At 64.1% G+C, this 13380-nt stretch carries 14 protein-coding genes; 11 read left to right on the forward strand and 3 right to left on the reverse strand.

Translation table 11 applies throughout. The annotated features are described in order from the left end of the window. Positions 1-166 precede the first annotated feature (166 nt). The 8 genes from rpsT (at position 167) to DPM35_RS14375 (ending at position 8473) form a co-directional block, all read left to right on the forward strand. On the forward strand, positions 167-433 hold the full coding sequence (rpsT, locus tag DPM35_RS14340; RefSeq protein ID WP_040985913.1) for a 30S ribosomal protein S20: 267 nt from the start codon (positions 167-169) through the stop codon (positions 431-433). Positions 434-1343: 910 nt separating this feature from the next. Then, entirely contained in the window at positions 1344-2819 is a 1476-nt protein-coding gene (gene dnaA, locus DPM35_RS14345; protein ID WP_425373359.1) for a chromosomal replication initiator protein DnaA, read from the forward strand. A 199-nt stretch (positions 2820-3018) separates the two neighbouring features. Further along, complete coding sequence (gene dnaN, locus DPM35_RS14350) at positions 3019-4137, forward strand: DNA polymerase III subunit beta (RefSeq protein ID WP_073989394.1); 1119 nt, start codon at positions 3019-3021, stop codon at positions 4135-4137. Between the two features lie 137 nt (positions 4138-4274). Further along, entirely contained in the window at positions 4275-5435 is a 1161-nt protein-coding gene (gene recF / locus DPM35_RS14355) for a DNA replication/repair protein RecF (protein WP_112127947.1), read from the forward strand. A gap of 129 nt (positions 5436-5564) precedes the next feature. After that, the gene (locus DPM35_RS14360; RefSeq protein WP_112127948.1) at positions 5565-6320 is read left to right on the forward strand and encodes a molybdopterin-synthase adenylyltransferase MoeB; all 756 of its coding nucleotides are present in this window, start codon (positions 5565-5567) and stop codon (positions 6318-6320) included. A gap of 4 nt (positions 6321-6324) precedes the next feature. After that, a complete protein-coding gene (locus tag DPM35_RS14365; RefSeq protein ID WP_112127949.1) occupies positions 6325-6813 on the forward strand; it encodes a GNAT family N-acetyltransferase in 489 nt (162 codons plus the stop codon). Next, positions 6810-8063 carry an aconitase X gene (locus tag DPM35_RS14370; protein ID WP_112127950.1) on the forward strand — a complete coding sequence of 418 codons (1254 nt, stop codon included), beginning with the start codon at positions 6810-6812 and terminating at the stop codon, positions 8061-8063. The genes DPM35_RS14365 and DPM35_RS14370 overlap by 4 nt, the downstream gene beginning before the upstream one ends. After that, positions 8060-8473, forward strand: coding sequence for an aconitase X swivel domain-containing protein (locus tag DPM35_RS14375; RefSeq protein ID WP_112127951.1), 414 nt, complete (start codon positions 8060-8062; stop codon positions 8471-8473). The genes DPM35_RS14370 and DPM35_RS14375 overlap by 4 nt, the downstream gene beginning before the upstream one ends. Positions 8474-8477: 4 nt before the next feature. Here the strand turns inward: DPM35_RS14375 and DPM35_RS14380 are convergent, their stop codons facing one another. Next, positions 8478-9479, reverse strand: coding sequence for a 2-hydroxyacid dehydrogenase (locus tag DPM35_RS14380; RefSeq protein ID WP_112127952.1), 1002 nt, complete (start codon positions 9477-9479; stop codon positions 8478-8480). Between the two features lie 269 nt (positions 9480-9748). Between DPM35_RS14380 and DPM35_RS14385 the strand changes: the two genes are divergently transcribed. Further along, a complete protein-coding gene (locus tag DPM35_RS14385) occupies positions 9749-10306 on the forward strand; it encodes an SH3 domain-containing protein (protein ID WP_112128468.1) in 558 nt (185 codons plus the stop codon). A gap of 148 nt (positions 10307-10454) precedes the next feature. On the opposite strand, the gene DPM35_RS14390 is transcribed toward DPM35_RS14385, so the two are convergent. Together DPM35_RS14390 and irrA are read right to left on the reverse strand one after the other, a co-directional pair. Continuing rightward, positions 10455-10841, reverse strand: a complete 387-nt coding sequence (locus tag DPM35_RS14390; protein ID WP_112127953.1) for a DUF4260 domain-containing protein — start codon at positions 10839-10841, stop codon at positions 10455-10457. 4 nt (positions 10842-10845) lie between these two features. Then, the gene (gene irrA, locus DPM35_RS14395) at positions 10846-11277 is read right to left on the reverse strand and encodes an iron response transcriptional regulator IrrA (RefSeq protein ID WP_112127954.1); all 432 of its coding nucleotides are present in this window, start codon (positions 11275-11277) and stop codon (positions 10846-10848) included. A 246-nt stretch (positions 11278-11523) separates the two neighbouring features. On the opposite strand from irrA, the gene fabA reads away from it, so the two are divergent. Further along, on the forward strand, positions 11524-12039 hold the full coding sequence (fabA, locus tag DPM35_RS14400) for a 3-hydroxyacyl-[acyl-carrier-protein] dehydratase FabA (protein ID WP_040985924.1): 516 nt from the start codon (positions 11524-11526) through the stop codon (positions 12037-12039). A 115-nt stretch (positions 12040-12154) separates the two neighbouring features. Continuing rightward, positions 12155-13375, forward strand: coding sequence for a beta-ketoacyl-ACP synthase I (fabB, locus tag DPM35_RS14405; protein WP_112127955.1), 1221 nt, complete (start codon positions 12155-12157; stop codon positions 13373-13375). The last annotated feature ends 5 nt before the right edge of the window (positions 13376-13380 follow it).

The raw sequence follows: 13380 nt of genomic DNA on the forward strand, positions 1-13380 counted from the left end.
AATTTTGCGGGACACGACATCGAGGCCTAAAAAGACCGCGAAGCGGCGTTGACGAGCCGGGAAAGCTGAACTATAAGCCGCACCAACCGAGGCGGCCCGTGGCTGCCCGTTTGTTTTTTGCGCCCCGCGACATCGCTGGCGTTTACCAGATCAGAAGAGAGGCATCATGGCCAATACTTCCTCGGCCAAAAAGGCTACGCGCAAGATCGCCCGCCGCGCTGCGGTGAACAAGAACCGCCGCTCGCGCGTCCGCACCTATGTCCGCAAGGTCGAAGAGGCGCTGGCCGCCGGCGACAAGGCCGCCGCGGTGGAAGCCTTCAAGGCGGCGGAACCGGAGTTGATGCGCGCCGCCACCAAGGGCGTCGTCCACAAGAACACGGCTTCCCGCAAGGTTTCGCGGCTGGCCCAGCGGGTCAAGACGCTGTCGGCCTGACCGACTCCTCTTTCACTCCGTCGATACTGAACCCGGCCGTACAGGCCGGGTTTTTTCGTTTGCCGGCAAGTACTTAAAAAGTTTGCTCGCAAGCTGCACTTATGAGGCGATTCCAATCCCGGTAATGTTTTGCCGGCATATACAGCGCCGCTTATATCTGCGCGCCTCCGACGCGGCACCTGCCCAAATTCCCCTGTCAGAAATTCTGTATTTTTTTCAAAGGCTTACAGGCGGTCATCCACAGCTTGTTCAACGCGCGGTCGGGCGGCGGGGGAGAAGTAGCTGTCAAGAGAATTATTTCAGAATATTTCGTTTCGGGCGGCCTTTTTCATATTCGCCGGAAAAGGGTTTGAATCACAATGGCTTTGTCAAAACGTGCCGTTGCGGCACCCGAATTCAAGCCCCTTGCGGTAACCAGATTCGTTAAAAAACCGTTAGATGTGGCCTTGCCCTATCCACAGCGATTTCGGTAATGTCCATCCATCGAAGGGACGGGCTCTAGCCCCTGACCCAGCCTGAATCGGCCAGCACAAAATGGCAGAATTCATGACGTGGAGCAATTCCGCGCGTGGCTTGGTTTGTCTCTTCGGTGCGGTAGGGGACTGGCGTAATTGTACATTGGCGGTCGATGTCTCGCCGGCGTTTTCGCCGGAGGGTGGCGTATTGCCTTGTCTTTGTCGAAGCCGGCGTGCGGAGCCGGCGGCTGGTCCCTTGCGCGAGTTGCGATGACCGTTTGCCGGCGGCGGCAGCGGCAGCGCAGCGAATGAGGTCGCCGGACCAAGGATGCAGGAGGCGCATCCCCGGCGGAAAAGGGTACGAAAGACAAGGAACTTTGATCATGCAAGGCGGCATCGAGAGGGAGATAGCGGGCGAGCTCCCATTTTCGGCAACTTTTGTTGGGGGGGACGACGTGGCGGCATCCAGCGACGCGGAACAGAAGTTCGAGCGGGTCAAGACCCAGCTGAAGGCGCGTCTCGGGGCCGAGGTCTATTCGAGCTGGTTTGGTCGCATGAAGGTCGCCGAGGCCTCCCGCGGCATTGTCCGCATCTCGGTGCCGACCGCCTTCCTGCGGTCATGGATCAACGGCCACTATCTCGAGCTTATCGCGGAGCTGTGGCGGCATGAGGATCCCGACGTCCTCAAGATCGAGATTGTCGTGCGCACCGCGACGCGCCAGGGGCGCAACCATGTCGAGCCGGAAATCGTGCCGGCCCGCAAGATGACCAGACAGACGCACACCGCGCTCGCCAACGGCACCGCGAGCGCCGGACGCGTGGAACAACGGGCGCCGGCGCCCCGCCAGGGCGCGTCCGCGGAACCGGAGTTCCGCCACAATGTCCTGGGCTCACCGCTCGACCCGCGCTACACGTTCGCGTCTTTCATCGAGGGGCCGTCCAACAGGGTGGCCTTCGCGGCGGCGAGAGCCGTGGCGGAATCGCAGTCGAGCGCGGTGCGTTTCAATCCGCTTTTCCTGCATGCCACCGTTGGGCTCGGCAAGACGCACCTCTTGCAGGCGATCGCGGCGGAATCGCTGCGGCACAATCCGAAGTCGCGCGTCGTTTATCTGACGGCGGAGTATTTCATGTGGCGCTTCGCCACCGCGATCCGCGACAACAACGCGCTGACGCTAAAGGAGCAGCTGCGCGACATCGACCTGCTGATCATCGACGACATGCAGTTCCTGCAAGGCAAGTCGATCCAGCACGAATTCTGCCACCTCATCAACATGCTGCTCGACAGCGCCAAGCAGGTGGTGGTGGCGGCCGACCGGCCGCCGTCGGAACTGGAATCGCTGGAGCCGCGCGTCCGTTCTCGCCTCAATGGCGGCGTGGCGCTGGAGATGTCGGCTCCCGATTTCGCCATGCGGCTCGGCATGCTGAAGCTGCGCCGCGCCACCGCCAAGACCGATGACACCTCGCTCGACATCTCGGACGAGATCCTGGAGCATGTCGCCCGCACCGTCACCGGCAGCGGGCGCGAGCTTGAAGGCGCCTTCAACCAGCTTCTGTTTCGCCAGTCCTTCGAGCCGCAGATCACGATCGACCGCATCGACGAGATTCTCGGCCACATCTACCGCTCGGGCGAGCCGAAGCGGGTGCGCATCGAGGACATCCAGCGCATCGTGGCGCGCCACTACAACGTGTCGAAGACGGAGCTTCTGTCCAACCGGCGCACGCGCACCATCGTCAAGCCGCGGCAGGTGGCGATGTATTTGTCGAAAGTGATGACGCCGCGCTCGCTGCCGGAGATCGGGCGGCGTTTCGGCGGCCGCGACCATACGACCGTGCTCCATGCCGTGCGCAAGATCGAAGACCTTTCAGGCGCCGACAACACGCTGGCGCAGGAGCTCGAACTGCTCAGAAGGCTGATCAACGACCAGGCCTGAGGCTATGCAAAAATGGCCGGCGACCCGCATCGCCGGCTTTATCCCCAGAAAGCCCGCGCAACCGGCCGTAACCGGTGCCGCGGGCTTGCGTTCGCAGGCTTTTTACTGTCAGCTTACAGAGATTCTGGAAGCCTTTCAGGGCTTTCGCGGGATGCCGCCTGCGGTGATCCGTTCATTCATTGAAGAGAGCCTGTTCGTCATGCGTGTTATCCTGGAACGGTCAAATCTCCTGAAGTCCCTCAACCACGTCCACCGTGTGGTCGAGCGGCGCAACACCATACCGATCCTCTCCAACGTGCTGCTCAGCGCCGAGGGCGCGAGCCTTGAGATGAAGGCGACCGACCTCGACCTCGAGGTGACGGAGGCGACGCCCGCCAAGGTCGAGCGTGGCGGCGCGACGACGGTGCCGGCGCATCTGCTCTACGACATCGTGCGCAAGCTTTCCGATGGCGCAGAGGTGATGCTGAAGACGGACGAGGACGGCAACGCGATGACCGTCACCTCGGGCCGTTCGAGCTTCCGCCTGCAGTGCCTGCCGCAATCCGACTTCCCGGAGCTTTCGGCCGGCTCGTTCTCGCATATCTTCCGGCTGGAATCGGCGGCGCTGAAGGGGCTGATCGACAAGACCCAGTTCGCCATCTCGACGGAGGAAACGCGCTACTATCTCAACGGTATCTACCTGCACACCGTTGAAGTCGGCGGCAAGCTGAAGCTGCGCTCGGTCGCCACCGACGGGCACCGCCTGGCGCGCGCCGAGATCGACGCGCCGGCCGGTTCGGAAGGCATGCCGGGCATCATCATTCCGCGCAAGACGGTGAGCGAACTGCAGAAGCTGGTCGACGACCCCGATGTCGCGGTGACGACGGAACTGTCGGACACCAAGATCCGCTTCACCATCGGCAGTGTCGTTTTGACCTCGAAGCTGATCGACGGCACCTTCCCCGACTATCAGCGCGTCATCCCGACCGGCAACGACAAGAAGCTGATCATCGACCGCCAGAGCTTCGCCGCCGCGGTCGACCGCGTTTCGACCATTTCCTCCGAACGCGGCCGGGCCGTGAAGCTGTCGATCAATGACGGCCAGCTCACGCTCGCGGTCAACAATCCGGATTCGGGCAGCGCCACCGAGGAACTGGCGGCCGACTATTCGTCGGACCCGATCGAGATCGGCTTCAACGCCAAATACCTGCTCGACGTCGCGGCCCAGCTCACCGGTTCGGAGGCCAAGTTCATGCTGGCCGATGCCGGCTCGCCGACGCTGATCCACGACATGGCCGACGAGACGGCGCTCTACGTGCTGATGCCGATGCGGGTCTAGGTCTCTTGTCGCCGCAATTCCGGACGGAAAACCGCTGTGCACTTTTCCTGGAATTGCGCTTTTGTCTGTCGCAATTCCGGGCGGAAAACCGCAGTGCACTTTTCCTGGAATTGCTCTAGCGGACCTGATGTGTCGTCGTGACCGCGGATGCGAAACAGCTTCGGCAGCAAAGCTATATAAGTAAGTTAACGCTTACGAATTTCCGCAACTATGCGGCGCTTTCCCTCGACTTTGCGCCTGGCGCGGTGGTGCTGTCGGGCGACAATGGCGCCGGCAAGACCAATCTCCTGGAAGCGATCTCGTTCCTGACGCCTGGCCGGGGCCTGCGCCGCGCGCCTTATGCGGATGTTGCGCGGGAAGGCGGCGTTGGCGGCTTCGCCTTGCATGCGCGCATCGACGGGCCGGAGGGCCAGGTCGAGATCGGCACCGGCATTTCCGGCGGCGACGCCGCCGGCGAAGGCGGCCGGAAGGTGCGGATCAACGGCGCGCCGGCGCGATCGGCCGAGGACATGCTGGAATGGCTCAGGGTCGTCTGGCTGACGCCGGCGATGGATGGGCTGTTTCCCGGTCCGGCGGCGGACCGCCGCCGCTTCCTCGACCGGCTGGTGCTGGCGATCGACCCTGGCCACGGTCAGCGCGCGCTCGACTATGAGAAGGCAATGCGCGGCCGTAACCGCTTGCTTACGGAAGGCTCGCGGGACGGCGCCTGGTTCGACGCGATCGAGACGCAGATGGCCGAAACCGGCGTGGCGATAGCCGCGGCGCGGTCCGAACTGGTGCGGCTGCTTACCGCCATGATCGACAGATTGCCCGGCAGCGGGCCGTTTCCGCAGGCCGATATCAGCCTTGCCGGGGACCTGGAGGGCGCGCTCGGCGATGCACCGGCGGTCGACGTCGAGGAGCGGTATCGTGCCGCTCTTGCCAATGGTCGTGAGCGCGACCGCGCCGCCGGTCGCACGCTGGACGGCCCGCACCGCTCCGACCTGCTGGTGCGGCACCGGCCTAAGTCGATGCCGGCGGAACTGTGCTCGACCGGCGAGCAGAAGGCGCTGCTGGTCGGTATCGTGCTGTCGCATGCCAGGCTGACCGGCGAGATGTCGGGCCTGACGCCGATCCTGTTGCTGGACGAGATTGCCGCGCATCTCGACGCCGGCCGGCGCGCGGCGCTGTTCTCGATCCTTGAGGAGCTCAACTGCCAGGCCTTCATGACGGGCACGGATGCCGCCTTGTTCTCAAGCCTTGCCGGCCGGGCGCAATTCCTCACGGTCGATCACGGCAGCGTCGAGCCGACCGGCTAGCCGGTGAAGCTATTTCGGCACTGGGCCACAAGGCCTTGCCTTGCGTCATGCCAAACCCCTCGTGTGTGGACCACAAGGCATTGCCTTGCGCTTACTGACAAGGCTCTGCGCCAGAGATAAGGTCCGGCCATGACCGATGCCGCCCTGACCGACGAAGAACTCGAACGCTATGCCCGCCACATCGTGCTGCCCGAGATCGGCGGGCCAGGCCAGCAGAAGCTGAAACGGGCGCGGGTGCTGGTGATCGGCGCCGGCGGGCTCGGCGCGCCGGTGCTCGAATATCTTGCCGCCGCCGGCGTCGGCACGCTCGGCATCGTCGATGACGACACGGTTTCGCTGTCCAACCTGCAGCGGCAGGTGATCCATGGCAGCGACACGATCGGCTTGGCCAAGACCGACAGCGCGGCAGCTGCGATCATGCGCATCAACCCCAACGTCACGGTGGAAGCGCACCGCCTGAGGCTGACCGAAGAGAACGCCACTGCCCTCGTCGCCCGCTACGATGTCGTTGTCGACGGCTCCGACAATTTCGAGACGCGCTACGCGGTCGCCGATGCCTGCGCCAGCGAGAAGAAACCCCTGGTCACCGCCGCCGTCGGCCGTTTCGACGGCTCGGTAACGGTGCTGAAACCGTTCGAGACTGGTGCCGACGGCAAGCGCAATCCGAGCTATCGCGACCTGTTCCCGGAAGCCCCGCCCGAAGGGCTGGTGCCCTCCTGCGCCGTTGCCGGCATCGTGGGGGCGCTGACGGGGGTCATCGGCGCGCTGGAGGCGATGGAGGCGATCAAGCTGATCACCGGCATAGGCGAGCCGCTCATCGGCAGGCTGCTACTCTATGACGGGCTCACGGCCCGCTTCGACACCATCCGCTACAAGGCCGTTTGAGCGCATGGACCAGACCGTCGGCATCTCCATAATCGGCCTACCCGCGGATTTCGACCGATGGGACGACTTGCTCGCGCTGATCCGCCGCGCCTTCGCCTATATGGACGGCGTTATCGACCCGCCATCTTCGGCGCATCTTCTGAGCGCCGACAGCCTTGCCGAGAAAGCGAAAAGGGAGGCGGGGTTTCTGGCCGTCGAGAACGGCCGCATCGTCGGCTGCGTCTTCGCGCTGGAGCGGGCGCGGGATTTCTATGTCGGCAAGCTCGCGGTCGAGCCAGCGCTCCAGGGTCAAGGCGTCGGAGCCCGGCTGATGCAAGCGGTGGAGGATCTTGCCCGCGAACGGGACAAGGATGCGATCGAGCTCCAGGCCCGCATCGAACTGACTGCAAACCATGCGGCCTTCGCCCGGCTCGGCTTTCGCGAGACTGCGCGCACGGCGCATGCGGGCTATGACAGGCCGACCTCCATCACGATGCGCAAGGTGCTGCCTTGAGTCTCGCACTCAGCCCGCAAGAACAGGCGATCGTCGCCGGCCAGGACGGCGCGGGCATGGCGATGCGCATCGTCGCCGAAAGCGCCAGGCTGCTCGGCGCGCCGAGGCTGATCCCGATCGCGTCCGCGCATATCGACGGCGCGCTCTATCATGGCGATTCCGGCACGTTGTTTGCCGAGAGGCTGGTCGAAGGCGGCGCGAAGGTCGCGGTGCGCTCGACGCTCAATGTCGGAGCGCTCGACCTGATGGGCTGCTCGCGCATTCGTCTCGAGGAGCCGCAGCGCGGCATGGCGCGGCGGATGATGGAGGCCTATCGTAAGCTCGGCTGCGAGCAGAGCTGGACCTGCGCGCCCTATCAGGCCGGCCACAGGCCCGCACTCGGCAGCAACGTGGCCTGGGGCGAGTCCAACGCGGTCGTCTTCTGCAATTCGGTGCTGGGCGCGCGCACCAACCGCTACGGCGATTTCCTCGACATTGCCTGCGCCATCACCGCCCGCGCGCCGGATTACGGTCTGCACCGGCCCGAGAATCGCCGGGCGCGGCTCGTGTTCGATGTCTCAGGCTTGTCGCCATCCTTCCTTGCCTCGGAGATCGCCTGGCCCGTCCTGGGCAGCCTCTACGGCCGCGAGGTGGGCAACGCGATCGGCGTCGTCAAAGGCGTGACCGGTCATCCCGGCGAGGACGCGCTGAAAGCGTTCGGCGCGGCGGCCGCGTCGTCCGGCGCGGTCGGGCTGTTCCACATTGCCGGCGTGACGCCCGAGGCTCCCGACGTCGCAACCATCCTGGCCGGGCCAGAGCCGGAAGCGGTGATCCGGGTGACGCACGACATGGCGGCTAAGGCCCGCGCCGGCTTGTCGACCGCGGCAGCGCCAAAGACCATCGATGCGGTGGCGATCGGCAGCCCGCATCTGTCGCATGACGAATTCGACAGCCTGGAGCGGCTGATCGCCGGGCGGCGGCTTACTGTCCCGATCTATGCCTGCACCGGCCGCCACGCGCTTGCCCTGCTGGAAAAGGACGGCCGGCGAAAAAGGCTCGAGGCGAGCGGCGTGGTCATCGTCGCCGACACATGCGTGGTGGTGACGCCGATCATGCCGGAGCTGAGCAGCGGCGTGCTGATGACCAATTCGGGCAAGTTCGCGCATTACGCGCCGGGCAACACCGGCTACGCGGTGCTCTATGCCTCGCTCGCCGACTGTGTCGAAAGCGCGGTCCTCGGCAACCCGGTCTTCACGGATATCGCCGCATGAGCGCCACGGCCGAAATCCTTGTGCCAGGCAAGGCCGGCGAAGGCGAAGCGCTGGTGCTGACGGCGCCGATCAGCTTCTGGGGCGGCGTCGACCCCAAGACGGGCCGCATCGCCGATGTCCGCCACCCGCAGCATGGCGAGGTCATTGCCGGCCGGGTGCTGTTCCTCCCGGGCACGATCGGCTCGTCATCCGCTTCGGCGGTGCTGATGGAACTCGTCCATAACGGCGGCGCGCCGGCGGCCCTGGTGTTGCACGAGCCGGACGCCATCCTGCTGCTCGGCCTGATCGTCGCCCGGGAAATGGGCTGGCAGACGCCGATCGCGGTGCGGCTCGACCGCGGCGCGTTCGATGCCTACCGCGGAGGCGCGGTAACCGTCGCCGCGGACGGCGCGATTACCGTGGCCGTTTAAGCCTTCAGGCCCTCAGCGGCAGAACGCGGTCCGGCGGGCGATGGCCGTCGAAGAAGGCGCGGATGTTGATGATCACCTTCTCGCCCATGTCGATGCGGCCCTCGAGCGTGGCCGAGCCCATATGCGGCAGAAGCACCACCTTGCCCTTGGCGGCAAGCTTCAATAGCTTGGCGTTCAGCGCCGGCTCGTGCTCATAGACGTCGAGGCCGGCGCCGGCGATCTTGCCGTCATGGATCAGCTTGATCAGCGCTTCCTCATCGATGATGTCGCCGCGCGCCGTGTTGACGAGGTAGGCCGAAGGCTGCATCAGCGCCAGCCGGCGGCCGGACAAAAGGTGGAACGTCGCCGGCGTCGAGGGACAATTGACCGAGATGATGTCCATGCGGGCCAGCATCTGGTCGAGGCTTTCCCAGTAGGTTGCCTCCAGCTCCTCCTCGACCGCCGGCAGCACGCGATGCCGGTTGTGGTAGTGGATCGAGAGGCCGAAGGCCTTGGCCCGCCTGGCGACGGCCGTGCCGATGCGGCCCATGCCGACGATGCCGAGACGTTTGCCCCAGATGCGCCGGCCGAGCATCCAGGTCGGCGACCAGCCGGCCCATTTCTTCTCACCCGTCAGCACATTGGCTCCTTCCGCGAGCCGCCGCGGCACGGCGAGCATCAGCGCCATGGTCATGTCGGCGGTGTCTTCGGTCAGCACATTCGGCGTGTTGGTGACGGTGATGCCTTTCTTGGCCGCCGCCGCGACGTCGATCTTGTCGACGCCGTTGCCGAAATTGGCGATCAGCTTGAGGTTTTCGCCAGCCTGGGCGATCAGCGCCGCGTCGATGTGGTCGGTGATGGTGGGAACGAGCACGTCGGCTTCCTTGACCGCCGCGACCAGCTCAGGCTGGGTCATCGGCCGGTCCTCGACATTCAGCCTTGCGTCGAACAGCTCGCGCATGCGGGTCTCGACAGGGTCGGGCAGCTTGCGCGTGATGACGACGAGGGGCCGTTTTTTGCCTGCCATTTTATCCCCGGAGCTTCCTCGATCAGGATGACGTTTCGTCGAATCGTCATCCCGATCCTACTCTTTTTTGGAGCATGATCTGTTCCGAAAACCGGTTCCCACTTTTCGGGATCATGCTCTCGAAACCGATCTCGTTGAGACCTCTTTAACCAAGACCGGCGAAACTTGTAGCCAGTCGCGGCATCTGCCCACTCCTGTAACAAGCGGTGCCGCCGAAGACAAAGAAAAAGGGGCGCTCATCCGACGGACCGGCGCCGAAAGGAACGAAAGTGTCTGGTTTCGCGTCGCTTCGCCTGGCCTTCAGCGCAGCCATCCTTGGCGCCCTCCTTTGCGCGCCGCAGGCATTCGCGCAAAGTGCGGCCGCGCCGGCGCAAACCATAACGCTTGGTCCGAGCGGCCTGCCGCTGCCGCGCTTCGTCAGCCTGAAACCGGCCCGCGTCAATTCGCGCGTCGGCCCCGGCGCCAACTATTCCGTCAACTGGATGTATCTGAAGGCCGGCCTGCCGATGGAAGTCATCCAGGAATTCGACACCTGGCGCCGCGTGCGCGATGCCGATGGGTCGGAGGGCTGGATCAACCAGTCGCTGCTTTCCGGCCGGCGCACCGCCATCGTCGCGCCCTGGCAGCGTGGCAAGGGCGGGCAGGTCAACCTGCTCGACGAGCCCGACAAGGATGCCGGCGTCATCGCCATCATCGAGCCGGGCGTGATCGGCTCGATCAAGAAATGCGACGGCCAATGGTGCGAGATGACCTTTGACGGCCACACCGGCTGGATGGCCCAGTCGCAGGTGTGGGGCGCCTATCCGGGCGAGAAGTTCAAGAACTAATGCATGTCGCCCAGAAGTGTACAGCGGTTCTGGGACAACGACATGCATCAAAACAAAGGCTTAAAGCGCGTCGCCTGAATCCGGTTCAGCGCGAAGCGCTTTAAGCGAATTCAGGTCAAGCCGGCTTGGCCTGAATCTCGACGTACCCTTAACCGGCCACGCGATTGCGGTCGCGGCCAATGCGGCCGAGATGCGTATCCTGAAAACCGGTGGGCAGCTTGAGGCCGTAACCGAGGGCACGGTCGATGGCGATGTGCGCTATCCAGATGAGCGCCACGGTGGTCGTGAGCGGGCCGGCGAGCAACGCACCCGCGAGCAGAAGGACGAGCGGGGCAATCAGGATATGCAAGGCGTTGTAGGTGACGGCGCCGACGCGCGGCCCGGCGAGGTAGCCCAGCATCGACAGGTCCGGCGCCAGGATAAGCAGCGCAAAAAGCCACCAGGAAAAGCCGGCCAATGCGTAGCAAACGACAGCCAAGGCGGCGACGGTGACCCACTCAAATCGGACGATCAGGTCGACGGGCCGCGTCGCCACGGGATCAGTCGCCGCGCTTCGGGCGAAGCCTCACGACGATGTCGACATTGGCGATCTCCATGCCCTCCGGCGGTATCGGCAGGTTGGAGACGGTGACCGGTCCGCTTTCGATGTCGAAAATCCGGTTCTCGCCCTCGACGTAGAAGTGATGATGGTCGGAGGTGTTGGTGTCGAAATAGGTTTTCGAGCCTTCGACCGCCAGGATGCGCAATAGGCCGGCCTGGGTGAACTGATGGAGTGCGTTATAGACCGTCGCCAAAGAAACCGGCACGCCGGCGGCGATCGCCTCTTCGTGGAGTTCCTCGGCCGAAAGGTGGCGGTCGCCCTTGGCGAAAAGCAGATCGGCCAGCGCGATGCGCTGGCGCGTCGGCCTCAGGCCGGCTTCGCGAACCCGCTTGTCCACAGCGACATTGTCCTTCCGATAGCCCGAATCCATCTTCGCGTCGAAGCTTTGTTGCCCAGCCCACCAACAGGCCCAGAATGGCAAAAAGACGTCAAAAGCCAAAACCGGACACCAATCGACATATATTCTGTAGTCCGAATGCGATCAATAGCGCGCATTGACCCGCGAAGGCGCACGGGTTAAGCGCAAACGCCGGTTTCCGGCCGCAAACAGAGTGTGTTAGGAAACCAACGACAAGGGCGCCCTGCCGCCCGCGAAGAACACGGGGACGGAAATTTGATGGCGGATCAAAAGTCCAGCTACGATTACGAGGAACTACTCGCCTGCGCCCGCGGCGACCTGTTCGGGCCGGGCAACGCCCAGCTGCCCTACCCACCTATGCTGATGTTCGACCGCATCACCGAGATCAGCGAGACCGGCGGCGCTTTCGACAAGGGCTTCATCCGCGCCGAATTCGACATCAAGCCGGACCTGTGGTTCTTCGCCTGCCACTTCATCGGCAATCCGATCATGCCGGGCTGCCTCGGCCTCGACGCCATGTGGCAGTTGACCGGTTTCTATCTCGGCTGGCTGGGCGAGCCCGGCAAGGGCATGGCGCTTTCGACCGGCGAGGTGAAGTTCAAGGGCATGGTGACGCCGTCGGTGAAGAAGGTCGAGTACGGCGTCGACTTCAAGCGCGTGATGCGCGGCCGGCTGGTGCTCGGCATCGCCGACGGCTGGCTTAAGGCGGATGGCGAACCCATATACGCCGCCACGGATCTGAAGGTCGGCCTGTCCAAGCAGTCGGCCGCCTGACCGTTTTTCGCCATGGCGTCCGCGTACCCAATGGGCGCCACGTCAGTTTATTTGCGTATGATCACAGGCGAAAACCGGCTAGGTTTCCGCCCGGATACGCCGGAAGGAGTTGCGAATGAGACGGGTCGTAGTGACAGGGCTCGGCATTGTGTCGTCGATCGGCAACAATGCCAATGAGGTACAGAGCTCGCTTTACGATGCCAAATCCGGCATCAGCTTTTCCAATTCCTTCGCCGAGCACGGCTTCCGCTGCCAGGTCTGGGGCGCGCCGACGCTCGATCCCACCCCGATGATCGATCGCCGCGCCATGCGCTTCCTGAGCCAGGGCGCGGCCTGGAACCACGTCGCCATGGACCAGGCGATCGCCGATGCGGGCTTAGGCGAAAGCGATATCACCAATGAGCGGACGGGCATCGTGATGGGGTCCGGCGGCCCTTCGACCCGGACCATCGTCGAAGCGGCCGAAACCACGATCAAGAACAACAGTCCCAAGCGCATCGGTCCATTCGCCGTGCCGAAGGCGATGTCGTCGACGGCGTCGGCCACCCTGGCCACATGGTTCAAGATCCATGGCGTCAACTATTCGATCTCATCGGCCTGCTCGACCTCCGCGCATTGCATCGGCAATGCCTATGAGCTGATCCAGTGGGGCAAGCAGGACATGATGTTCGCCGGCGGCCATGAAGACCTCGACTGGACGATGTCGGACCTCTTCGACGCCATGGGCGCCATGTCGTCGAAGTTCAACGACAAGGCATCGACCGCTTCGCGCGCCTATGACGTCAACCGCGACGGTTTCGTCATCGCCGGCGGCGCAGGCGTGCTGGTGCTGGAGGAATTGGAGCACGCCAAGGCGCGCGGCGCCAAGATCTATGCCGAGATCGTCGGCTACGGCGCGACGTCCGACGGCTACGACATGGTCGCGCCTTCGGGGGAAGGCGCCATCCGCTGCATGCGGCAGGCGCTTGCCACCGTCTCGACCCCGGTCGACTACATCAACACCCACGGCACCTCGACGCCGGTCGGCGATTCCAAGGAAATGGGCGCCATCCGCGAGGTGTTCGGCGACAAGATGCCCTATATCACCTCGACCAAGTCGCTCACCGGCCATTCGCTGGGCGCGGCAGGCGTGCAGGAATCGATCTATTCGATCCTGATGATGCAGGGCGGCTTCATCGGCGAGAGCGCCCATATCGAGGAGCTCGATCCGGAATTCGAGGGCATGCCGATCGTGCGCAAGCGTATCGACAACGCCAAGATCGACACCGTTTTGTCCAATTCCTTCGGTTTCGGTGGCACCAACGCAACGCTGATTTTCCAGCGCTATTCCGCATAAGGATC

The sequence above is a fragment of the Mesorhizobium atlanticum genome (assembly GCF_003289965.1).
Lineage (GTDB): Bacteria > Pseudomonadota > Alphaproteobacteria > Rhizobiales > Rhizobiaceae > Mesorhizobium > Mesorhizobium atlanticum.